At 42.2% G+C, this 21561-nt stretch carries 24 protein-coding genes, 1 riboswitch and 1 other annotated feature; of the genes, 18 read left to right on the forward strand and 6 right to left on the reverse strand.

Features of this window, described 5'->3' with window-relative positions; genetic code table 11:
• Window positions 1-174 precede the first annotated feature (174 nt).
• The 7 genes from OIT90_RS13710 to OIT90_RS13740 all read left to right on the forward strand — a co-directional run bounded on the left by OIT90_RS13710 (window position 175) and on the right by OIT90_RS13740 (window position 4260).
• Entirely contained in the window at window positions 175-435 is a 261-nt protein-coding gene (locus OIT90_RS13710; protein WP_003217059.1) for a metal-sensitive transcriptional regulator, read from the forward strand.
• Between the two features lie 124 nt (window positions 436-559).
• Window positions 560-1042 (forward strand): DsrE/DsrF/DrsH-like family protein, encoded by a 483-nt coding sequence (locus tag OIT90_RS13715; RefSeq protein ID WP_039176122.1) that lies wholly within the window; start codon window positions 560-562, stop codon window positions 1040-1042.
• 14 nt (window positions 1043-1056) lie between these two features.
• Entirely contained in the window at window positions 1057-1410 is a 354-nt protein-coding gene (locus OIT90_RS13720) for a rhodanese-like domain-containing protein (RefSeq protein WP_474892631.1), read from the forward strand.
• A 47-nt stretch (window positions 1411-1457) separates the two neighbouring features.
• Window positions 1458-2018 (forward strand): sulfurtransferase TusA family protein, encoded by a 561-nt coding sequence (locus OIT90_RS13725; RefSeq protein WP_106025747.1) that lies wholly within the window; start codon window positions 1458-1460, stop codon window positions 2016-2018.
• Between the two features lie 15 nt (window positions 2019-2033).
• Window positions 2034-3161 (forward strand): MBL fold metallo-hydrolase, encoded by a 1128-nt coding sequence (locus OIT90_RS13730; RefSeq protein WP_474892632.1) that lies wholly within the window; start codon window positions 2034-2036, stop codon window positions 3159-3161.
• A gap of 33 nt (window positions 3162-3194) precedes the next feature.
• Complete coding sequence (locus OIT90_RS13735; RefSeq protein WP_024427452.1) at window positions 3195-3425, forward strand: sulfurtransferase TusA family protein; 231 nt, start codon at window positions 3195-3197, stop codon at window positions 3423-3425.
• Window positions 3426-3483: 58 nt separating this feature from the next.
• Window positions 3484-4260 carry a sulfite exporter TauE/SafE family protein gene (locus OIT90_RS13740; protein WP_058837230.1) on the forward strand — a complete coding sequence of 259 codons (777 nt, stop codon included), beginning with the start codon at window positions 3484-3486 and terminating at the stop codon, window positions 4258-4260.
• A 35-nt stretch (window positions 4261-4295) separates the two neighbouring features.
• On the opposite strand, the gene OIT90_RS13745 is transcribed toward OIT90_RS13740, so the two are convergent.
• Both OIT90_RS13745 and proS read right to left on the reverse strand, forming a co-directional pair.
• A complete protein-coding gene (locus OIT90_RS13745; RefSeq protein ID WP_164512187.1) occupies window positions 4296-4472 on the reverse strand; it encodes a hypothetical protein in 177 nt (58 codons plus the stop codon).
• Between the two features lie 144 nt (window positions 4473-4616).
• A complete protein-coding gene (gene proS / locus OIT90_RS13750) occupies window positions 4617-6050 on the reverse strand; it encodes a proline--tRNA ligase (RefSeq protein WP_254806266.1) in 1434 nt (477 codons plus the stop codon).
• 43 nt (window positions 6051-6093) lie between these two features.
• Window positions 6094-6289, reverse strand: a binding site (T-box leader).
• 149 nt (window positions 6290-6438) lie between these two features.
• Window positions 6439-6538, forward strand: a riboswitch (purine riboswitch).
• Window positions 6539-6615: 77 nt separating this feature from the next.
• Between proS and OIT90_RS13755 the strand changes: the two genes are divergently transcribed.
• Window positions 6616-7788: an MFS transporter gene (locus OIT90_RS13755; protein WP_039176133.1), complete on the forward strand. Its 1173-nt coding sequence runs from the start codon at window positions 6616-6618 to the stop codon at window positions 7786-7788.
• Window positions 7789-7894: 106 nt separating this feature from the next.
• Here the strand turns inward: OIT90_RS13755 and OIT90_RS13760 are convergent, their stop codons facing one another.
• Window positions 7895-8662, reverse strand: coding sequence for a GNAT family N-acetyltransferase (locus tag OIT90_RS13760; protein ID WP_474892633.1), 768 nt, complete (start codon window positions 8660-8662; stop codon window positions 7895-7897).
• A gap of 198 nt (window positions 8663-8860) precedes the next feature.
• Between OIT90_RS13760 and OIT90_RS13765 the strand changes: the two genes are divergently transcribed.
• From OIT90_RS13765 to OIT90_RS13785, 5 genes are all read left to right on the forward strand, one after another.
• Window positions 8861-9319 carry a MarR family transcriptional regulator gene (locus OIT90_RS13765; RefSeq protein WP_106025744.1) on the forward strand — a complete coding sequence of 153 codons (459 nt, stop codon included), beginning with the start codon at window positions 8861-8863 and terminating at the stop codon, window positions 9317-9319.
• Between the two features lie 111 nt (window positions 9320-9430).
• Complete coding sequence (locus tag OIT90_RS13770; RefSeq protein ID WP_052468281.1) at window positions 9431-9661, forward strand: hypothetical protein; 231 nt, start codon at window positions 9431-9433, stop codon at window positions 9659-9661.
• Window positions 9658-10116 carry a 2-thiouracil desulfurase family protein gene (locus OIT90_RS13775; RefSeq protein ID WP_474892634.1) on the forward strand — a complete coding sequence of 153 codons (459 nt, stop codon included), beginning with the start codon at window positions 9658-9660 and terminating at the stop codon, window positions 10114-10116. The genes OIT90_RS13770 and OIT90_RS13775 overlap by 4 nt, the downstream gene beginning before the upstream one ends.
• Window positions 10117-10148: 32 nt before the next feature.
• Window positions 10149-10565 (forward strand): hypothetical protein, encoded by a 417-nt coding sequence (locus OIT90_RS13780; protein WP_474892635.1) that lies wholly within the window; start codon window positions 10149-10151, stop codon window positions 10563-10565.
• Window positions 10566-10646: 81 nt separating this feature from the next.
• Window positions 10647-11474, forward strand: coding sequence for an aldo/keto reductase (locus OIT90_RS13785; RefSeq protein WP_039176146.1), 828 nt, complete (start codon window positions 10647-10649; stop codon window positions 11472-11474).
• A gap of 36 nt (window positions 11475-11510) precedes the next feature.
• Here the strand turns inward: OIT90_RS13785 and OIT90_RS13790 are convergent, their stop codons facing one another.
• The gene (locus tag OIT90_RS13790; protein WP_474892636.1) at window positions 11511-12608 is read right to left on the reverse strand and encodes an iron-containing alcohol dehydrogenase family protein; all 1098 of its coding nucleotides are present in this window, start codon (window positions 12606-12608) and stop codon (window positions 11511-11513) included.
• Between the two features lie 195 nt (window positions 12609-12803).
• Here OIT90_RS13790 and trhO point away from each other — a divergent pair, with 195 nt between their 5' ends.
• Window positions 12804-13772 (forward strand): oxygen-dependent tRNA uridine(34) hydroxylase TrhO, encoded by a 969-nt coding sequence (gene trhO / locus OIT90_RS13795; protein WP_039176148.1) that lies wholly within the window; start codon window positions 12804-12806, stop codon window positions 13770-13772.
• 342 nt (window positions 13773-14114) lie between these two features.
• The gene (locus tag OIT90_RS13800) at window positions 14115-15734 is read left to right on the forward strand and encodes an APC family permease (protein ID WP_039176149.1); all 1620 of its coding nucleotides are present in this window, start codon (window positions 14115-14117) and stop codon (window positions 15732-15734) included.
• A gap of 35 nt (window positions 15735-15769) precedes the next feature.
• Here the strand turns inward: OIT90_RS13800 and OIT90_RS13805 are convergent, their stop codons facing one another.
• A complete protein-coding gene (locus OIT90_RS13805) occupies window positions 15770-15970 on the reverse strand; it encodes a hypothetical protein (protein WP_039176151.1) in 201 nt (66 codons plus the stop codon).
• Between the two features lie 185 nt (window positions 15971-16155).
• On the opposite strand from OIT90_RS13805, the gene licT reads away from it, so the two are divergent.
• The 3 genes from licT to OIT90_RS13820 all read left to right on the forward strand — a co-directional run bounded on the left by licT (window position 16156) and on the right by OIT90_RS13820 (window position 20528).
• Window positions 16156-16992, forward strand: coding sequence for a BglG family transcription antiterminator LicT (gene licT, locus OIT90_RS13810; protein WP_039176153.1), 837 nt, complete (start codon window positions 16156-16158; stop codon window positions 16990-16992).
• Between the two features lie 235 nt (window positions 16993-17227).
• Entirely contained in the window at window positions 17228-19087 is a 1860-nt protein-coding gene (locus OIT90_RS13815) for a beta-glucoside-specific PTS transporter subunit IIABC (RefSeq protein WP_064498753.1), read from the forward strand.
• A 19-nt stretch (window positions 19088-19106) separates the two neighbouring features.
• Entirely contained in the window at window positions 19107-20528 is a 1422-nt protein-coding gene (locus tag OIT90_RS13820) for a glycoside hydrolase family 1 protein (RefSeq protein WP_461199022.1), read from the forward strand.
• A gap of 142 nt (window positions 20529-20670) precedes the next feature.
• On the opposite strand, the gene OIT90_RS13825 is transcribed toward OIT90_RS13820, so the two are convergent.
• Window positions 20671-21153: a hypothetical protein gene (locus tag OIT90_RS13825; protein WP_144495021.1), complete on the reverse strand. Its 483-nt coding sequence runs from the start codon at window positions 21151-21153 to the stop codon at window positions 20671-20673.
• Between the last annotated feature and the right edge of the window lie 408 nt (window positions 21154-21561).

Below are 21561 nucleotides of genomic sequence, written 5' to 3' on the forward strand. Positions count from 1 at the left end.
TTTTCTTCAATGATTTCTCGTTCGATGGTTATTTACTTTTTATCAATAAATGGTGGAATGTGCAATTATTTTCACATACGTTCTCTACAAAAGAGAAGGACAAGTCGTTTGACTAAATACCTCTTAGGGTATACTATCTGTTCATAGGAATTCAATAGAAAGGGGTACTTGCGAATGGAATATAATCAGCAGATGAAGAATCGTCTTCGCCGGATTGAGGGGCAGATTAAAGGGGTTCTTGCGATGATGGAGCAGGGAAAGGATTGCCGCGAGGTGGTGACGCAGCTGTCTGCATCACGCAATGCCATTGATCGTGCAATGGGTGTAATTGTGAGTACAAATCTTGAGCAATGTGTCCGTGAAAGTCTTGAACAAGGGAAGGATACGGAGGGTCTTGTGAAAGAAGCGGTTGAGCTATTGGTGAAAAGCCGGTAAGAAATTCTTCAGCCTTTGAAGGTTGACGGATTTTTTTACTTGTTATAATATACCCTTACCGGTATATGTATATATTTTTTATTTTATATATACCCCTAAGGGTAATTGAAAAAGGAGGAGCAGAATGGAAGAACAGAAAAAACGAACGACGATTGTGCTATTCAGTGGAGATTATGATAAAGCGATGGCGGCTTACATTATTGCCAATGGTGCAGCGGCCTATGATCATGAGGTGACGATTTTTCATACGTTTTGGGGGCTGAATGCCTTGCGCAAGGATGAGTTGGTGCCAATGAAAAAAGGTTTTTTAGAAAAAATGTTTGGCAAGATGATGCCGCGCGGGGCTGATCGAATGGGCATTTCAAAGATGAATTTTGCTGGAATGGGCCCAAAGATGATTAAGCACGTGATCAAAAAGCACAATGCCATGACTTTGCCGCAGCTTATTGATATGGCGAAGGAACAGGAGATTAACCTCGTGGCATGTACAATGACGATGGACCTTTTAGGATTGCAGGAGAAAGAGTTATTAGATGATATTCAATATGCTGGTGTGGCGGCGTATTTAGCAGAGGCTGAAATTGGGAATGTGAATTTATTTATCTAGTGAGGTGTTAACACATGATTCAAACACTTTTGATCATCATCGTCATTGGTTTGCTGGTGAGCCGTTTTCTTCCTGTAAAGGGTGTAAAACAAATGGATGCAGCCGATATGAAACCTCAATTGCGTAGGCAGCATCAACAACTGATTGACGTTCGGTCTCCTGTAGAATTTCAAACAGACCATATTAAAGGATTTCGCAACATCCCATTACCTCAGCTAAAAGAACGAGCAAATCAGCTTGCGAAAGACAAAGAGGTCTATGTGATATGCCAAAGCGGGATGAGAAGTATGCAGGCAGCTAAAATATTGAAGAAGCAAGGATTTACACATATTACAAACATCAAGGGTGGTATGAATGCTTGGCATTAAGTACGTATAAAAATATACCCCCACCCCTATATAAAGGAGGACATCACGTGCAGCAACCAACTGTCATTTTAGATGCAAAAGGATTGGCATGTCCGATGCCGATTGTGAAAACAAAAAAACAAATGAATGAGCTATTACCAGGAGACGTGCTTGAGGTGCAAGCTACCGATAAAGGATCAGCAGCGGATCTAGCGGCATGGTCAAAGAGTGCCGGCCACGAATTTTTAGGAACAAAAGTAGAAGGACAGGTGCTTCATCATTTGATACGTAAGGGTGGAGTGCAAGAGAAAGAAGGGGAGTCAATGATTTCGGAAATGCCTTTGAATACGTTCCAACAGAAGGTAAAAGAAGATCAATCTTTGTTTATTTTAGATGTACGGGAGCTAGATGAATACGAGGCAGGGCATATTCCAGGAGCTGTTCACATCCCTCTTGGAGAAGTCGAACACCGTGCAGAAGAATTGAGCCAGGATACGCTTATTTACCTCATCTGTCATTCAGGCAGAAGAAGTGAATTAGCCGCGCAAAAGTTAAAAGAAAAAGGATTTCAACAATTAGTGAATATAGTGCCAGGCATGAACAGCTGGACAGGAGAGATTGAAAAATAGGAGCTGAATAAAACGATGTCTGTAAAAGCAATGACAGCAGAACAGTTAACAAAAAAGATTATCAACAAAGTGCCCATCTTTTTGTTAGATGTACGAAACGAATCAGATGTACAGGACTGGAAGATTGAAGGGAAAGCCGTTGATTATATCAATGTGCCTTACTTTGAGCTTCTTGATGGCGTAGAGGATATGATCGAGAAAGTACCAACAGACCGAGAAGTGCTCGTTGTGTGTGCCAAAGAGGGCTCCTCTATTATGGTGGCGGAGATGCTGGCAGAGGCGGGCAGAACGGTCAGTTATTTACAAGGTGGTATGAAGGCATGGAGTGAGCATGTCGAGCCAGTGAAGATTGGTGATTTAAGCGGCGGTGGAGAGCTGTATCAATTTGTACGGATGGGCAAAGGGTGTCTGTCCTATATGATCATGTCCAATGGAGAAGCTGCGGTTGTGGATGCAGCTCGAATGACGGAGGTCTATATCAATTTTGCGAAGAAGCATGATGTTTCTGTAACGCATGTGTTGGATACTCACCTTCATGCGGATCATATTTCTGGTGGGAAAAAACTAGCTGATCAGACAGGAGCTGCCTACTGGCTGCCGCCAAAAGATGCAGAAGAGGTAACCTTTGAATATGAACGTCTTGAAGAAGGACAGCGGATAACGATTGGAACAGCTTCCATCGACATTCAACCCATTTATTCCCCGGGACATACGATCGGCTCAACATCTTTTATCGTAGACAATCAATTTCTTCTTTCAGGTGATATTTTGTTCGTTGATTCCATCGGAAGACCTGATCTCGCTGGACTGGCGGAGGACTGGGTAGGTGATTTGAGAGAAACACTTTATGACCGATATATGGCGCTTTCGAAAGAATTAATTGTTTTACCTGCGCATTTCATGGTCATGGAAGAAGTGAATGAAGACGGAAGCGTTTGGAAGGAACTTGGCGTTCTATTTGAAGAAAATCATGGACTGAACATTGAAGATGAAGATGTATTTAGACAAATGGTCACGAAGAATCTTCCTGCACAGCCAAACGCCTATCAAGACATCCGGTATACCAACATGGGGAAATTGACTCCAGACGATGAAGAGCAGCGGGAAATGGAAATTGGTCCAAACCGTTGTGCGATTCGGTAATGTTCAATAAAATAAGAAAAGAGGAACGATCAAATGACATCTGATCAACTATTAGACGTAACAGGGCTTGCATGCCCAATGCCGATTATTCGAACAAAGAAAAAAATGAACGACTTGGCGGAAGGTCAAGTTTTAGAAATACATGCAACAGATAAAGGGGCTAAAGCTGACTTAGCTGCATGGGCGAAGTCAAGCGGACATGAATTGATCACGCAGACAGAAGAAGGTCACGTGCTGAAGTTCTGGATGAGAAAAGGGTCCTAAAGGATGTAGGGGTATCTGCTGAAGATCCCCTTTTCCTTTTGCAAAGGAGGAGACCAGCGTGGATTTTGCGTTTTTGATTACACTTTTTATCATCGGATGTATTGGTTCCTTCTTATCAGGAATGGTGGGGATCGGCGGATCTGTGATCAACTATCCCATGCTGCTTTATATCCCGCCTCTTCTCGGTGTGATGGCATTATCAGCACACGAGGTTTCAGGGATTGGCGCCATTCAAGTGCTTTTTTCGACGCTGGGTGGTGTACTGGCGTATCGGAAAAGCGGATATTTACATCGCTCGCTGATTTTATATATGGGAAGCAGTATATTGGCGGGCAGCTTATTAGGCAGTTATGTATCACATTTTATGCCAGAGAAAGGGATGAACCTCGTCTATGGATTACTTGCCATTGTGGCGGTTATTCTCATGCTGATTCCAAAAAAAGGACAGCGGGCAGACGCAGAGGGTGAAGTCACTTTTCATAAAGGACTGGCATCAGGTATTGCCTTTGTAATTGGCAGTGTTTCCGGGGTATTAGGCGCAGGCGGTGCATTTATTTTAGTGCCTGTCATGCTGTCTATTTTAAAAATTCCTGTACGGATGACGATAGCGTCGTCACTTGCGATTACATTTCTTTCTGCTATAGGCGCATCGACTGGAAAGGTATTGACGGGTCAAGTCATGCTTCTTCCTGCGATTGTGCTGATGGCCGCAAGTTTGGCAGCCGCTCCGCTTGGTGCTAAGGTCGGTCAGAAAATCAACGCCGTCTATTTGCAATGGGCACTTGCTATAATGATTACAGCGACAGCGGTCAAAATTTGGCTGGATATTTTATAAAAGAAAGACCAACAGAGCAAACGTGTTGGTCTTTTTTATTTGACGTCATCGTGCTCGATATACGTTTCTAGTGCGGGGTGGTACTCTTTTTGATAATGAAGGTTGGGACATGTTTTCACGACTTTGCCTTGCAGGGCATTGGACTTTGAGACTTCTAATGCTGTTCTACATTTAGGACAGCGTTCGGCAAAGAATGAGGGCCAGCGTTTCATATATCACCACTCCAGTTAAAGTCTTAAAAACCGATTATATTAATATGAATTATAGGGGATCATGCAGGTGAGGTCAATGGGTGTTTGGGTCTTTTTAACAAAAAAAGAAGCATCATGAGAGATGCTTCTTTATCGTTCATATTCTTAATAGGCTTTCGCCCAGAACACCATATCAGATGCAGGTTTTCCGCAGCAGACACATGTGTCAGAAATGGTTTCCTGTTCGAATGGAATACAGCGTGAGGTCGCGCCTGTTCTTTCTTTAATGTCGTTTTCACAGGCCTCATCACCGCACCACATGGCTTTAATCAATCGGTTTTCTTCTGCAAGAATTTGCTCAATGTCTTCGATTGTGAGGGCTTGTGATGTTTTTTCATGTAATCGTTCCTTCGCCTTTTCGTACATGGTCCGCTGAATGTCTTCAAGCATTGCTGTGATGGTTTGTTCAAGGGCATCTAATGTGACGGCTTGCTTTTCACCAGTGTCTCGTCGTGCGAGCATCACCTGTCCTTTTTCGATATCCTTTGGTCCTACTTCTACACGTAGCGGAATTCCCTGCATTTCACACTCGTTGAATTTCCAGCCAGGCTGTTTATCGCTTGCATCGATGTCAGCGCGTGCGATGCGGGCGAGTCGATCCTTTAATTCATAGGCATGATCGAGGACACCTTCTTTATGAGAAGCGATTGGCACGATACGCACTTGGGTTGGCGCAATATTTGGCGGGAGGACAAGCCCTCTGTCGTCGCCATGCACCATGATCATAGCGCCGATAATTCTTGTTGTGAAGCCCCATGAAGTCTGTTGGACATGCTCTAGTTTTCCTTCACGGTTTAAAAATTCAATGCCAAATGCTTTGGCAAATCCGTTCCCGAAGAAATGAGAAGTGGCAGTTTGCAGTGCTTTTCCATCATGCATCAAGCTTTCGACTGTATAGGTGAAGCGGGCGCCGGCGAATTTTTCTTTCTCTGTTTTTCTCCCTTTAATGACAGGAATGGCAAGGAGATCTTCGCAAAGAGAAGCGTAAGTGTGAAGCATTCTTTCTGTTTCTTCAATCGCTTCTTGCTCAGTCTCATGGCACGTGTGTCCTTCCTGCCATAGGAATTCAAGGGTTCTAAGGAAGGGACGTGTTGTCTTTTCCCAGCGGACGACATTGGCCCATTGGTTATATAGCTTTGGTAAATCGCGGTAGGAATGAATAATGTTTTTATAATGCTCAGCGAACAGCACTTCAGAGGTTGGTCTGACGCAGAGCCTTTCTTGTAATTCGGATTCACCGCCATGTGTGACCCACGCCACTTCAGGAGCAAAGCCTTCGATATGATCCTTTTCCTGCTGCAGCAGGCTCTCTGGGATAAAGAGCGGCATATAGACATTCTCATGACCCGTTTCTTTAATCTGGCGGTCAAGTTCGTCGCGAATATTCTCCCAGATTTTAAAGCCGTACGGCTGAATGATCATACTGCCTCTCACGCTTGAATAATCGACGAGCCGCGCCTTTGTGACAACATCTGTATACCATTGGGCAAAGTCGTCTTCCATGCTTGTAATTTTCTCAACAAATTGTTTCTTTGACATTGCAGGTTCCTCCTTTTTAAAAATCAAAAAAGCTGTACTTTAAGTTAGGGACCATTCCTGGTGGTACCACCCTAATTTAAAGCACAGCTTTACACTCAATCATGATAACGGTATGAACCGCTGTATGAAACAGAACTAAATCGGCAGGTTCACTTGAAGATGTCAGTAGGAACTTCTCAGCACCGTTCCCTCTCTGTTAAAGATCGATTCAAGCTACTATTCCAGATCTACGTTGATCCTTGTTCGTTGATTTTTCATCAGTTTACCTGTAAATGAAGGAGAAAGCAAGTTGTTCTGATTCCCTTTTTGACGCCTTTTGCTTAGGGATTGGAATGGCAGTATTTTTCTATTTTTACAGCTTGCGAGTTATGAAAGGCTATGCTAATATATTTGAAGAAAAAAATAGACTTGTATAACCTCAATAATATGGTTTGAGGGTTTCTACCAGGATCCGATAAATCCTGATTACAAAAGCGCGCTTTCCTTTTTTGTAATCAGGGTTTTTTTGTTTGTCTGCACCCTGTATCAAAAGTGAAAGCGATGATATAGAGAAGGGATGTTAGACATGAACTGGAGAGTATATTTATTAGCCGTTTCTACTTTTGCGGTTGGATTAGTTGAGCTTGTGGTCGGGGGCATTCTGCCAAGCCTTGCAGAGGATTTGAATGTGTCTCTGGCAACAGCGGGGCAGCTCATTACGGTATTTGCGATTGTGTATGCCATTTCAGCACCCGTGCTGCTGACCGCCACAGCCAAAATCGAACGAAAGCGTCTTTATTTAATCGCGTTATTGGTGTTTACATTAGGAAATGTGTTCACATATTTTAGCTCGACCTTTGCCCTTGTGATGATCTCACGGGTATTGATCGCAATGAGCACAGCGCTTGTGGTGGTGTTATCTTTGACGATCACTGCCAAATTAGTGGAACCAGCGCATCGTGCGAAGGCTTTAGGGCTGATTTTTATAGGAATTAGTTCCTCACTTGTTCTCGGTGTACCGATCGGTATTTTTATTACAGAGAGCTTTGGCTGGAGAGTGATGTTTTTAGGAATCAGTATTCTTTCTGCCATATCGATGGTGCTGATCTATTTTCTATTGGAAAAAATGCCTGTTGAAAAAGTGACGCCTCTTAGAGAGCAGATTCGTTCTTTAGGGCATCCGAAAATTTTTAGTGCACACCTGATTAGTTTGTTTATGCTTGCAGGGCATTATATGCTTTATTCTTATTTCACGCCATTTCTGATGGAAGTTCTGCATATGACCCCGTTTTGGATTAGTATTTGTTATTTGGTCTTCGGGCTTGCGTCTATAGGCGGGAATGGGTTTGGCGGCTGGCTGAGTGACAGACTGGGTTCAGGGAAAGCCATTTTGCTTGTGACAATAGCGTTTGCGGTTGTCATGTTTACCATTCCTTATACAGCGGGTGTGTTCGCGCTCTTTATGGTGATGGTTGTCCTTTGGGGTGCGCTCAGCTGGGCATTGACGCCTGCTTTGCAGAGCTATTTGATTCAAACTGATCCGGTCACGTCGGATATTCAGCAGAGCTTGAATACATCGGCCTTGCAAATCGGCATTTCGATTGGATCAGCGGTTGGCGGAGTCATGTTTACGATGACCGGTTCATCTGTTGATCTGGCTAAATTCGGTGCTGTGTTTGTACTGATTGCCTTTAGCTGTGCGGTGATTTCGCTTAAGAGACCGCCGCTTTATATGGATCGTCAGCATCATGCTGAATAGAAGACAAAGGGCTAAAATCAAGATCATTTTAGCCCTTTGTCAACAATCTAAAGCTGCCTAAAGATAGGCAGCTTTTTTATGTTCATTTCAAATTCAAAATACCATTCTATTCAAAAACGGCCATTTCGCTGATTGGTTGGAAGCCGGCACGTTGGTAAATATTTTTGCCGTCCGCTGATGCTTGTAAGATGACACACTTTTGTTTATTCTCTGTCTGGGTTAGAAGGTAATGAAACATGTCACTGCCAAGTCCTTTACCGCGGTGTTCTGCTCTTGTTATGACATCATAAATACCGTAGCTGTCGTTTGTCTCGAATAATAAGCCTGTTGTGACCGGCTTATTGTGTTCATACCCCACGAACATGCGGGCTTTTGAGTGTAATGCTTCAATCGAAAAACGCTGGAAATAAACTTCTAAGGCGGCGGCCTCAGTCGACCCTTCGAATAGTTCAATAAAGATACGTTTGTAATCAAAGAGTGTCTGCTCATCAAGTACTTCCTTGATTGTAAGTGATGAGGATGTGACTGGATCAATATCACCTGTATGCTCAAGCATCATGATGGTATTGCGTTCGACATCTTGAAGCTCATATTCCTTCAATAAGTCAGCCCAATCAGGATGGAGTAAATGGTGATCGATCCATGTGCTGAAGATGAGTTTCTGTGACCGCATGTGTTCAATGGCTGCTTTCACTTTTTTCGGATCTTGGATTTGAGCTGATGTGGGTAAGAGCAAATTGAACGTGTCAGTCGATATATGAGTATTGGATAGAACGAAATCGTCAGTTGCGAGAAAGGTTCCGTTCACAGCAGAAGAAAACAGGTGTATCTTTTCTTCTAATTGGCGAATGGCCATTTGTTGTTCGGGTTTCATTTAGCTCACCTTTTCATTATGATAAATTGGATGATATCAAGATTATAGCATGTGACAGGATGAGGGGAATTTAGTAAAAAAGTACATATGTAATTTTCGGGTCTGTTGACCTATTATTTTACTCGCGTCGACATTTCTTTTGACTCCTTTCTTAATTATTAGTACCATTTTATTAACCAGTTAAGAGTGGAGGTTCAGATGGAAACAAAAGAGCAGATTGTATTAAAAGCGATTCAAGATCTGATTATGCATAGGGAAAAGAGACGGAATGATCCAACAGACCCACTGATTACCACGACTGATACACTCAAACAAGAATGGACACTCACACAGCTTCACATTTTATCCATGATTCAAGCCAATCCAAACGAATCAAATAATACATTTCTATCTCAACAACTGAAACTATCAAAGCCAGCAATTACAAAGGCCGTGAAAAAACTAATAGAAAAAGGCATGGTGGACTATTGCCACCGGCAAGGGGATAAGAAATCTGTCTATTATTCTTTGACAGAGGAAGGGCAGCAATTGGCTGCGCTGCATGATGAACTACATGATAAAGCCGTCACGTCCTATTTAGAATTTCTCCAACAGTTTCATGAGGATGAATTACAAGTCATTGAGCGCTTCTTAAAGGCTTGGAAAGAAAAGATATAGATAAAAAACCGAAACCATCATACAAAAGGAGATGATGGGTTCGGTTTTTTTATGGTAAAATTAACATATATTGACGTTGTTCTTAGCCATGATGAAAGGGAGGGAGCCTCATTGGAGAAAGAAATGATAGAAAATTATAAAAAATACGCATTCATCATGCCATTCGTGGGATTGTTTGTCAGCTTGCTATTATTTGTTTACTTTTTTGGCATCACAGGAGTTGAAGGATCAATTTGGGCTGCTGCTTTGTATTGTGCTCTGCCCTTTTTAGTGAATACGATATGTTTCTTGCCTGTATGTATTTATTTTAAAGTCAGCAAAAAAAGTGAGGAACATACATGATTGTCGTCAGTGCTTGTCTTGCTGGGATGAAGGTTCGTTATAATGGCAGCCATCGATTAGATCAGCGTATTGAAGAGCTTGTTCAAGAGGGAAAGGCAGTCACAGTTTGTCCTGAGCTGCTTGGCGGTTTCTCCACGCCAAGACCTCCCGCGGAAATCATTGGCGGAGACGGACATGATGTATTACAGGGTCTCGCCTCCGTGATTGATGTGCATGGAACTGATGTCACGGAGATGTATGTAAAAGGTGCGACGGCCACGCTGGAACAGGTTCAGTCTCTGAAAGCGACAGCAGTTGTGTTAAAAGAGTACAGCCCTTCCTGCGGCAGCCGGATGATTTATCGCGGTGATTTTAACGGCAGGACAAAAACTGGGGATGGTGTGACATCCGCCTTGCTGAAACAGCATGGGATTCAAGTATTTTCTGAGGAGGATGATTGGATTTCGCTGTTTTAATAGGTGTGGTGTGAATAGAAGGAGGAGTTAGGTTGAAAAAGTGGATCATTGGTTTAGTCGTCATTATTTTAATAGGAATTGGTCTTTATTTTATAATCAATGCAAAAACATACTCTTTTGATGATGTGGCCTCAATTGATCATAACAAGGTGACTTCGATTCAAATTGAGCATGATAATGAGCGTGTTATGGTGGAAAAGAAAGCGGATATTCAAAAGTTACTCAAGGAATTTTCGGGTATGAAATTAAAGAAGGTAAATGACTTTAAAAAAGACACAAAAGAGTCTTATTGGATCAGGGTGTTAGAGGATGGCAAAATGACATACGGATTCATCTTTTACGATCAAGCTTATTTAGAAACATATGATGGTTCTAAAACAAAAAATCGGATCAGCGAATATCAAATCGTTGACGCCAATCAAGTTGATATGGGAAAATATATCAAATAACTCAGTCAGAATGTCATGCATGATCAATCGAAAATTCGGGTATAGTGCTTGGTAAGTAAAAAGGAAGCGGAGGTTTGTTTGATGAGTGGATTAACAGATACAGTCACATTAGCAAACGGAGTAAAAATGCCGAAGCTAGGCTTTGGTGTATGGCAGGTAAAAGATGGAGATGAGGCTGTAAATGCCGTCAAAGACGCTCTTGAAGCGGGCTACCGCAGCATTGATACAGCAGCAGCCTATCAAAATGAAGAAGGGGTAGGCAAAGCCATTCAGCAATCAGGCATCTCTCGCGATGATCTATTCATTACGACAAAGGTCTGGAATAATGATCAAGGCTATGAATCAACACTCGAAGCCTTTGAAACAAGTATGAACAAGCTGGGGCTAGATGTATTAGACCTTTATTTAATTCATTGGCCTGTTGAAGGCAAATATAAAGAAACATGGAAAGCGCTAGAAAAACTATATAAGGATGGACGCGTTCGAGCGATCGGAGTGTGTAATTTCCATCAGCATCATTTAGAGGATTTATTGGAAGAGGCTGAAGTTGTGCCAATGGTGAATCAAATCGAGCTGCATCCGAAGCTGACGCAGGAGCCTTTACGAGACTACTGCAAATCGAAAGGAATTCATGTAGAGGCGTGGTCACCATTAGGAAGCGGGAAGCTTCTAAACCATCCTGTTCTTCAGGATATCGCGAAAAAACATGACAAGTCAGTAGCGCAAGTGATTCTTCGCTGGGACTTACAGCATGGCATTATCACCATTCCAAAATCTGTGACGAAGAGCCGAATCATCGAAAACACACAAGTCTTCGATTTCGAGCTGTCCACACATGAGATGGGTGTCATTGATCAGCTCAATGAAGATGAGCGCACAGGTCCAGATCCAGATAACTTTAATTTTTAATCGAAAGAAAAGCACAGGTGCGATGCCTGTGCTTTTTTATTTGTCTTCATGTGTAGATATTTTTTGAGGTTGAAAGGTCTCAATGATTTGAATGGCGTCGACAATCTTTTCTTTAGCATAGTCTCCAATCAAACAAAAGGTTTCATCTTTACGTGCAGCATGGTTTGCCACTGTAAGTGCCGCCTCGTCCAGCTGAGTTGTAATACCAAGATCGCGCATATTTTTAGGTAATCCGAGTGTTTGGTAGAGTTCAAGTAATTCCTCTACCTCGGACATTCGATTTTCTGCGGCAAGCTGGACAAGGATGCCATAAGCCACTTTTTGTCCATGTAACACATGATGCGTTTCTTCAATAAATGTCAGTCCATTATGAACGGCATGGGCTCCTGCCATTCTTCCATAACGTCCCCCATAGCCTCCGACTGTTCCGGCTAACGTAATAATCGTATCTGTCACATCTGCAAATGCTTGTGAAAGCTGACCTGTTTTTAAGCTGTTCACCGCTTCTTCACTATGAGAAAGAAGAATGTCTCGAACATATACCGCCTGCTTTAATGCAGCATGCACCATGAGCGGCAAGACGCCTTTTGTGTTACGAATAATCGCTTCCGCTTCATACCATTTTGCCAGCGTATCACCAATTCCGCTTTGAAGGTAGGAAAGAGGAGAGGAAAGCAAAAAAGTATGGTCAATTACGGTGAGGTAGCTGGATCGTTTATGATAATCGACTCTCATGAAATTGCCCTTATCATCATAAATGACGCTGAGTGGTGTAGAGGCAGCACAGGTGCCGGGAATCGTTGGTACCATGATAACTTCGATTTGAAGAGCGTCTGCAACTGATTTGGCGGTATCTAAAATCGTTCCGCCTCCGATGCCGATAATCACATCTGATCCGTTAAGCTCTTCTGCGATCCGTGTGACCGCATTGGGTGAACTGTATCCTTTGTGCTGAATGACAGGCCACTCGGTCGGCAGCTTTGTGTATTGTGAAAAAGCTTGGTATGAATCATACCCTGTCACCACAGCAGGTGACTGAAACGCAGATACAAGGGAATCTAGTTCATGATATATTCCCTTTTGAGAAATAAATTGGTTAGGACCACTTCTGACAATATCTTCTGGCTGGATCATGGATCATCATTGCTCCTTTACTACATCATATTATTCATAAATCATCTCATTTTACAGAAAGTTCTGTCAAATAAATATGAGAAGAAAGGCCCTTCCGTTTTATGGAATTAAGCCGCCGACATTGCCTTTAGGTATGTATTTCCTGTATGATAAAGAATGGTATGTTTTGATTAAATTTAAGAGGTGTTTATATAGATGGAAAAACAATATCGCGTTTTACTTTACTATCAATATGTCCCCATTGAGGATCCAGAGACGTTTACAGCAGAGCATTTAGCATTCTGTAAGGAGCTTGGTTTGTTAGGCCGTATTCTTGTGTCAGCAGAAGGCTTGAACGGAACGGTTTCTGGAACCATTGAGCAAACGGACAAGTACATGCAAGCGTTAAAAGAAGATCCACGCTTTGCGTCTATGCCGATCAAAATTGACGAAGCAGATGGTCATGCATTTAAGAAAATGCACGTCCGCCATCGGAATGAACTAGTGAACCTTAGCCTTGAGGATGACGTGAATCCGTTAGAATTAACGGGGAAACATCTTAGCCCGGTCGAATTTTACGAGCAAATGCAATCACCTGATACTGTTGTGATTGATGCACGTAATGATTACGAGTTTGATGTGGGTCACTTCAGAGGGGCAGTCCGTCCTGATATTGAGACATTCCGTGAATTACCTGAGTGGATTCGTGACAATAAAGAGATTCTTGAAGGAAAAAAAATCCTGACTTATTGCACAGGCGGCGTACGCTGTGAGAAATTCTCCGGCTGGTTAAAGCGTGAAGGCTTTGAAGATGTCTCTCAGCTTGACGGCGGAATTGTCACTTACGGAAAAGACCCAGAAGTACAAGGAAAGCTATGGGACGGTCAATGCTATGTATTTGATAATCGCTTAACAGTACCAGTGAATCAAACAGAGCATGTGGTTGTCGGAAAAGATTTCTTCACTGGTGAGCCTTGCGAGCGTTATGTAAACTGTGCGAACCCTGCATGTAACCGCAAGATGATTGCCACTGAAGAGAGTGAGCATAAATATATGCGCAGCTGCAGTCATGAATGCCGCACAAGCGAACGGAACCTGTATGTGAAACAGCACAATTTATCTGAAGAGGAAGTTCAAGAGAGACTAGCTGTCATTGAAAAAGAACAAGCGATTTCACAAGGATAGAGGGAACCCCCTCTATCCTTTTTTTCTATACATGGCGGGGTTTAGAAGGGAGAGGAAGTCATTTCCTCTATCTTTTTTGTTTTGTTTTTTTCAAAATAAGGGTAAAGGTAGTTATTCAGTCTAATAGATTGAACAGTTGAAAAAGCGCTTTCTTTTGAAATAAGTATGTTCGACTATTTCAGAAAATGAAGAATTGAGAGATAATATAACAGGCGAAAAAATGAACAAGGGTAAAGGTTCATTAGAAGAAATATTTGCCAGTAAAATGAAAAGTGAGCTGCTTTGAAAGAGAGATGCTTGCTTGACACATGCTCTGTATTTTAATCGAAAGGTGTTATGAACATGAATCATTTGCATCGTAGGATGGGAACTTTCGCTTTAATGATGGTAGGTCTTGGCTCAATCATTGGTTCAGGATGGCTCTTCGGTGCTTGGCGTGCGGCTCAAATCGCCGGCCCTGCTGCTATTTTATCCTGGCTGATTGGGATGGTTGTGATTTTATTTATCGCTTTGTCTTATAGTGAACTCGGATCGATGTTTCCAGAGGCAGGCGGAATGGTGAAATATACGCAATATTCACACGGATCTTTTATTGGGTTTATTGCAGCTTGGGCGAACTGGATCGCCATCGTTTCTGTCATTCCTGTTGAGGCGGTTGCTTCTGTCCAGTACATGAGCTCGTGGCCTTGGGAGTGGGCAAAGTGGACAACCCATTTGGTTACAAAAGGGGTGTTGACGACAGAAGGGCTTATGGTTGCCAGTGTGCTTCTTGTGATTTACTTTCTGCTGAATTATTGGACAGTTGGGTTATTTTCAAAAGCGAATACATTCATTACCGTGTTTAAAATTGTTATTCCAGGATTAACAATTGGTGCGCTCTTATTCGTAGGTTTTCATAGTGAGAATTTTACTTCTGGAACAAGTATTGCTCCTAACGGCTGGGCGAGTGTGCTGACGGCTGTTGCGACATCAGGGATTGTGTTTGCCTTCAATGGCTTCCAAAGCCCGATTAATATGGCCGGTGAGGCAAAAAATCCAGGTCGGTCGATTCCAATCGCCATTGTCGGATCGATTTTCATTGCAACTGTGATTTATGTCCTTTTACAAATCGCCTTTATCGGTGCTGTTGATCCATCTATGATTGTGAATGGATGGGGCCATTTGAATTTCAACTCGCCATTTGCGGACCTTGCCATTGCACTTGGGATTAACTGGCTTGTTCTGATTTTATATGCGGATGCATTTGTGTCACCTTCTGGTACAGGAATTACGTATACCGCAACGACGTCTCGTATGATTTATGGAATGGAAAAAAACAAATACATGCCAAGTGTGCTTGGCCGTCTGCACCCTATTTACGGCGTGCCTCGTCCAGCAATGTTTTTTAACTTAGCCGTATCGTTTATCTTTCTGTTTTTATTTAGAGGCTGGGGTGTGCTTGCTGAAATTATCTCTGTCGCAACGCTCATTTCTTATTTGACTGGACCAGTGACCGTCATGACGCTGAGAAAAACAGGGACAGATTTATATCGACCGCTTCGAGTAAAAGGACTCAGCATCATTGCTCCTCTCGGTTTTGTTTTTGCCTCATTGACGCTGTATTGGGCAAGATGGCCGTTAACAGGTCAAGTGCTGTTCATTATTCTCATTGGTCTCCCTATCTATTTTTACTATCAAGCAAAAGCGAAGTGGAAAGGCTTCGGCCGCAACTTTAAAGCGGGTGCTTGGATGGTTGTGTACCTGCTTGTGATGATGACGATTTCCTGCCTTGGTAGTGACAAATTCGGGGGCTATAACGTCATTCATTATGGCTGGGACATGGCACTGATTACAGTGGTTGCTCTGCTATTTTATATGTGGGCACTCAAAAGTGGATATGAAACAGAGTTTTTAGAGGATGCGAAAAAAATTAATGATGAGCTGCGAGCTTCTCAGAAAGAAGCTGCGGCAACCAAAGAATAAAGAAACGGCTGCCTGAACATTGCGGGCAGCCGTTTTTATTTGGATGAATGATGCATCACATGCTGCTTCAGCCAAGTGGTGACGCCGCGCAAAACGGCAGCTGTGACAAGTGAAATGAGCACATATCTCCAAAGCTGACCTAAGCCTTGTCCACTCAGCCAGAACACGATGCCTAGAATGATGAGGGTGAACATAAGCAAGAATAAAAATGATGCAGACCAGAAAAAAGCCTTCATAGAAGGTCACCTCCTCAGGAGTATTGTATGCAGGCTGATGCACGATCAGACCAGCATTGAAGAGGTAGAATATTGATGAGAACTATTGCTAAAGTCAGATAAAAACACCAAGTGATTTGACAGTTGTGTTAAGATGAGAGCATATTTTGAGTAAAGTTGTTGGTCATAGACGGAGGTGTTTGGAAATGCAGATTCAAAAGGTTCTAAACAATAATGTCATTAGTGTCATAGATGAACAAGGGAAAGAAATCGTCGTCATGGGAAGAGGCATCGCTTTCAAGCGACGTCCCGGGGACCCGGTGGATGAAGCGTTAATTGATAAAGTCTTCCGCCTAGAGGATCATTCCGTTCACGAGCGGATGAAAATGCTGCTTCAAGAGGTTCCGTATGATGTGGTCAAGGTGACGGAGGAAATGATCCAATATGCACATACAAAGCTGAACCGAAGATTAAATGAAAGTCTGCATGTATCGCTGGCAGACCATATTCATTACGCCATCGAACGGTTGAAGAAAAATCATCTGATTGAGAATTCGCTTATTTGGGAGATTAAACGCTTATACAAAGATGAATTTCTTGTCGCAAAGGAATGTCTTGAGATGATTAAAGAGCGTCTTCATATTGAACTGCCTGAGGATGAAGCAGGTTTTATTGCCATGCATATCATTAACGCAGAGCTCAATGAGGATATGAATACGACGGTCAATATTACAAAGGAAGTCAATGCTATTCTCACCATTGTGAAATATCATCTCAACATGGAATTTGATGAAGACTCACTCAACTTTTATCGTTTTCTCACGCATTTGCGCTTTTTCGTCCAGCGTCTGATCAATGAAACACTGCTTGTCAGCGAAGATCAGGACTTATATCAGCTGATCAAAGTGAAATATCCGAAAGCATACGATTGCGCAAAGAAAATCGCAGAATATGTCTATCAAACCTATCACCGAGATCTCACATCAGAGGAGATGCTGTATCTATCAATTCATTTGAATCGACTGATCAAACGAGAAAAATAATGATAGATTTTAAAAGAAAGCGTTGACATGAGAAAAGGTGAGTGGTACTATTTGCTCATAAACATAAAAGAATACGGTTTCACAATGATCGTCTTAGAGGATTGTGACTGTTCGGCAGGCAAAACCTAAACGTTCACTAAAAAAGCGCAACAGCAAGCTGCGACTATTTTTGGTGCCCGTTTAGGTTTTTATTTTGCCCAAAAACGTATTTTTTTCAAAAAAAGGGGGTTTTTGTATGAGTCATCGTCAATTAGCAGAAGACATTATCAAACACATTGGCACAGAGAAAAACGTTCATTCATTGGTGCATTGCGCTACAAGACTTCGCTTCACTTTAAATGACAGATCAAAAGCAGATAAAGCGGCCATTGAAAAATTAAATGGTGTCGTCACAGTCATGGAAAGCGGCGGCCAGTTTCAAGTGGTCATTGGCAATACCGTACCAGAGGTTTATCGAGAAATTGGAGAGTTTACGAATCTATTAGAGGATTCCTCTGCTTCATCTGCAAAATCAGGTGAAGAGAGCACAAGCCTTTTCGGAAAATTCGTCGACATTGTATCGGGGATTTTCACACCACTTCTCGGTGTCATGGCGGGTGCAGGTATTTTAAAAGGTCTATTAGGTATTTGTATCAATGCGAAATGGTTATCTCCTGAAGATACGTCGTATCAAATTTTATTTGCTGCGTCTGACAGCTTGTTCTACTTCCTGCCATTATTGCTCGCATTCACTTCTGCTAGGAAGTTTAAAGCGAATCCGTTTGTCGCTGTGACGATTGCAGGTGCACTGATTTACCCAACCATTCAGGAATTGTCAAAAGGCGGCGGAGATGTGACCTTCTTCGGAATTCCAGTCGTCTTAATGTCTTATACATCGACGGTCATCCCAATCATTTTGGCAGTGTTTGTCATGGGATATATCGAACGTTTCTTTAACAAAGTCATTCATGAAAGTGTCAAAAACTTTATTACACCACTCATTTTACTTGTCACGGTTGTTCCGCTGACACTCATCGTATTCGGACCATTTGGTGTGTATGCAGGGAACGGCATCGCAGCTGTTTTACTAAAAGTATTCTCCTTTAGTCCTACACTTGCAGGTGCTTTAATTGCGATGGCTTGGCAGATTCTTGTCATCTTCGGTATCCATTGGGGACTTGTGCCAGTGATTTTAAATAATATCGCAGTCCATGGGAAAGATCATATCAAGCCGGCAACTGCGCCAGCTGTATTCTCACAAGCAGGTGCTTCCATCGGTGTTATGCTGAAAACAAAGAATAAAAAGCTGAAATCCTTGGCTGGATCAACAGCAGTTTCTGCCGTGTTTGGGATCACAGAGCCAGCTGTATACGGGGTCACGCTTCGTTTGAAAAAACCATTTATTGCAGCTGTTATCTCTGCCGGAGTCGGTGGTGCAATCATTGGTTATTCACAAAGTATTGCGATTGCGTCAGGTCTTCCAAGTTTACTGACACTTCCGATCTTCTACGGTCAAGGCTTTACAGGGTTCATCATCGGAATCTCGGTCTCGTTCGTCCTTTCTATCATCCTAACCTATTTGATTGGATTTAAAGATCCGGTAGATGAAGATGAAACGCCGGCAGCAGGTACTGTGCCAGTTATTGAAAACGAACATGGAGTCAAAGCCGCTCATGTGAAAAGTCCTTTAAAGGGAGAGGTCATCAAGCTGGAGGAAGTACAGGATAAAGCATTCTCATCTGGTGCACTAGGAAAGGGCGCAGCCATCATTCCATCAGAAGGAAAGCTGTTTGCACCAGTATCAGGAGTTGTGACAACGGTGTTCCCAACGGGACATGCGTATGGTCTAACCTCTGAAAGCGGAGCAGAAGTACTCATTCACATTGGACTGGATACCGTACAATTAGGCGGTCAGCATTTTACCCCGAAGGTTACTCAGGGGCAAACCGTAACAGAAGGTGAACTGCTTGCAGAGTTTGATATTGAAGCTATCCAAGCAGCCGGTTTGTTAGTCACAACACCAGTGATTATTACCAATTCCGGTGAGTTTAGCGATATTATTGAAACAGAGGAGAAGCAAATTGCTCCGGGACAGTCATTTTTACATCTAGTTTAATTATGAGGAGGAAGAAATTATGAGATATTCAACACTAGCACCATTTCCAAAGGACTTTTTCTGGGGCGGATCGACTTCCGCCTATCAAGTAGAAGGTGCGTGGAATGAGGATGGCAAAGGGCCTTCTGTCATTGACATGAGAGCCAGTTATCCTGAAGGCACAACGGATTTTAAAGTCGCAAGCGATCACTATCACCGCTATAAAGAGGATGTGAAGATGTTTGCAGAAATGGGTTTGAAGGCTTACCGCTTTTCCATTGCGTGGACAAGGATCATTCCAGATGGAGATGGGGAGATCAATCAAAAGGGGATTGAATTCTATCATTCACTCATCGATGAATTGCGCCGCTATGACATTGAACCAATCGTGACAATGTATCATTTTGATCTGCCTCATGCGCTTCAAGTAAAGGGCGGGTGGTCTAACCGCGGGACAGTGGATGCGTTTGAACGCTATGCAGAGGTGCTATTCAAGGAGTATGGTCAGAAGGTGAAATACTGGCTGACCATCAATGAACAAAACATGATGATCTTACATGGATCAGCGCTTGGTACACTTGATCCGAATTTAGAAAATCCAAAAAAAGAACTGTATCAGCAGAATCATCATATGCTCGTTGCACAGGCAAAAGCTATGACGCTTTGTCATCAAATGCTGCCTGAAGCGAAAATTGGACCAGCACCAAACATCGCGCTCATTTATCCGGCTTCTCCAAAGCCTGAAGATGTGCTTGCTGCGGCGAATTACAATGCGATCCGCAACTGGCTTTATCTTGATATGGCGGTGTTCGGGCGTTATAACAACCTTGCTTGGGCGTACATGAAAGAAAAAGACATTCTTCCTGTCATCGAAGATGGAGATATGGATATTTTGAAAAGCGCGAAACCAGACTTTATTGCCTTTAACTACTACACCTCTCAAACGGTTGAAGCGAGTAAAGGAGATGGCAACGACGAATTTGCACGCGGCGGAGATCAGCATTTGAAATCCGGTGAAGATGGCGTCTACAAAGGCGGCAACAACCCATTCTTAAGCAAAAATGCGTTTGGCTGGGAGATTGACCCTGTCGGTTTCCGTTCAACGATGCGCGAGATTTATGACCGCTATCAGCTGCCGCTTATTATCACGGAAAACGGATTGGGTGCTTTCGACAAGTTAGAAGAAGATGGTTCAATCCAAGATGATTATCGAATTGATTATTTAGAAAAGCATATCGAACAAATCAAATGGGCAATCACAGACGGCGTTGAGGTATTCGGATACTGCCCGTGGTCAGCCATCGACTTAATCAGCACACACCAAGGATGCTCCAAGCGCTACGGGTTCATCTACGTAAACCGCGACGAATTTGACCTAAAAGACCTCAAAAGAATTCGCAAAAAGAGCTCTTATTGGTATGAAACCTTGATTCAACAAAATGGAGACAACATCGGGAAGTAACATATGAAAAAGCCAATCACCTTATGCGGGTGGCTGGCTTTTTTTTCGTTCACTTTATTGGCAAGATCATATTGTTCGAGTTGTTCTAAAATGATAGTCTAGTATTAAATTTTTTAAGAACAGAATGATAAACTGCTTTCTTTTATAATCCGAAGAAGATAACAATCCATTTTGCTGTTTCGAATGCTACATCAGGTGGAAGGCCTACCTGTATAAAAATTGCGGCTATTCCCTTTTCTTGTACATTTTGAACCTTTTCAATATAATCAGCTACTTTGTAAAACCCTGATTTAGCTTTCTTTGCATATTTCTTGCCTATTACTTTTGATAATGGTTTTTCTAAATATGTGCCTGACTTGCGAAGAGCCTGCACAGCAAGTTTTTTTGCTATTGTAGTGACAATATTTTTAGTTTGAGCTTCTTTATGCTGCGGTGGATTATATTTTGCGCCATTGTTTAGGAACATATGCATTTCAGATTGTGTCATTTGTCCAATTGGTGGATATTGCTGTTTGGCTGGAGATGTACTTGATTTTGCTAAAATAGAATTAGGGTGGAAAATTGAAGCTATCATTGTTATTGCCAACAAAAACAAAGTCATTTTTATATATCTTTTTTTAGTCAAGGTTGTTTTCTCCTTTATTCTCAGTTTTTTTATTAAACTTATTGAAAATAAATAATATTATGGCGGAAGCTATCAAACTTATAATCAAAGACTGTGAATTTATTTGAAAAATGTTTTTTATCCCGTTGATTAGCAGTGTCCATAATACGTAAATTGTGATGGCAGTAGGTATAAACATTCTGAACCATCTAGGAATTGATAACCAAGCTTTTAAAATCTTTGTAGAAAAGTTCCCCAAATATAATTCTCCTTTCTTAATTTTTTAAAACCCTTTAATTTCCTTTATAGGATTTTAATGTATTTTGAATTATGACATAACTATGCTTATGTTTAAAGAGTTGTTTGATTGATTTAAGAGAAAATTAAGGTTTATTTAGAGAAAAATTTTTGGTTGAGTTATACCCAGCC

Source organism: Bacillus sp. ABR (assembly GCF_056172715.1).

Bases quoted from the DNA above. Each gene is read 5' to 3' on its own strand.
- OIT90_RS13710 (WP_003217059.1), top strand. From the start codon at position 175: ATGGAATATAATCAGCAGATGAAGAATCGTCTTCGCCGGATTGAGGGG.
- OIT90_RS13715 (WP_039176122.1), top strand. From the start codon at position 560: ATGGAAGAACAGAAAAAACGAACGACGATTGTGCTATTCAGTGGAGAT.
- OIT90_RS13720 (WP_474892631.1), top strand. From the start codon at position 1,057: ATGATTCAAACACTTTTGATCATCATCGTCATTGGTTTGCTGGTGAGC.
- OIT90_RS13730 (WP_474892632.1), top strand. From the start codon at position 2,034: ATGTCTGTAAAAGCAATGACAGCAGAACAGTTAACAAAAAAGATTATC.
- OIT90_RS13735 (WP_024427452.1), top strand. From the start codon at position 3,195: ATGACATCTGATCAACTATTAGACGTAACAGGGCTTGCATGCCCAATG.
- OIT90_RS13745 (WP_164512187.1), bottom strand. From the start codon at position 4,472: ATGAAACGCTGGCCCTCATTCTTTGCCGAACGCTGTCCTAAATGTAGA.
- proS (WP_254806266.1), bottom strand. From the start codon at position 6,050: ATGTCAAAGAAACAATTTGTTGAGAAAATTACAAGCATGGAAGACGAC.
- OIT90_RS13755 (WP_039176133.1), top strand. From the start codon at position 6,616: ATGAACTGGAGAGTATATTTATTAGCCGTTTCTACTTTTGCGGTTGGA.
- OIT90_RS13760 (WP_474892633.1), bottom strand. From the start codon at position 8,662: ATGAAACCCGAACAACAAATGGCCATTCGCCAATTAGAAGAAAAGATA.
- OIT90_RS13765 (WP_106025744.1), top strand. From the start codon at position 8,861: ATGGAAACAAAAGAGCAGATTGTATTAAAAGCGATTCAAGATCTGATT.
- OIT90_RS13775 (WP_474892634.1), top strand. From the start codon at position 9,658: ATGATTGTCGTCAGTGCTTGTCTTGCTGGGATGAAGGTTCGTTATAAT.
- OIT90_RS13785 (WP_039176146.1), top strand. From the start codon at position 10,647: ATGAGTGGATTAACAGATACAGTCACATTAGCAAACGGAGTAAAAATG.
- OIT90_RS13790 (WP_474892636.1), bottom strand. From the start codon at position 12,608: ATGATCCAGCCAGAAGATATTGTCAGAAGTGGTCCTAACCAATTTATT.
- trhO (WP_039176148.1), top strand. From the start codon at position 12,804: ATGGAAAAACAATATCGCGTTTTACTTTACTATCAATATGTCCCCATT.
- OIT90_RS13800 (WP_039176149.1), top strand. From the start codon at position 14,115: ATGAATCATTTGCATCGTAGGATGGGAACTTTCGCTTTAATGATGGTA.
- OIT90_RS13805 (WP_039176151.1), bottom strand. From the start codon at position 15,970: ATGAAGGCTTTTTTCTGGTCTGCATCATTTTTATTCTTGCTTATGTTC.
- licT (WP_039176153.1), top strand. From the start codon at position 16,156: ATGCAGATTCAAAAGGTTCTAAACAATAATGTCATTAGTGTCATAGAT.
- OIT90_RS13815 (WP_064498753.1), top strand. From the start codon at position 17,228: ATGAGTCATCGTCAATTAGCAGAAGACATTATCAAACACATTGGCACA.
- OIT90_RS13820 (WP_461199022.1), top strand. From the start codon at position 19,107: ATGAGATATTCAACACTAGCACCATTTCCAAAGGACTTTTTCTGGGGC.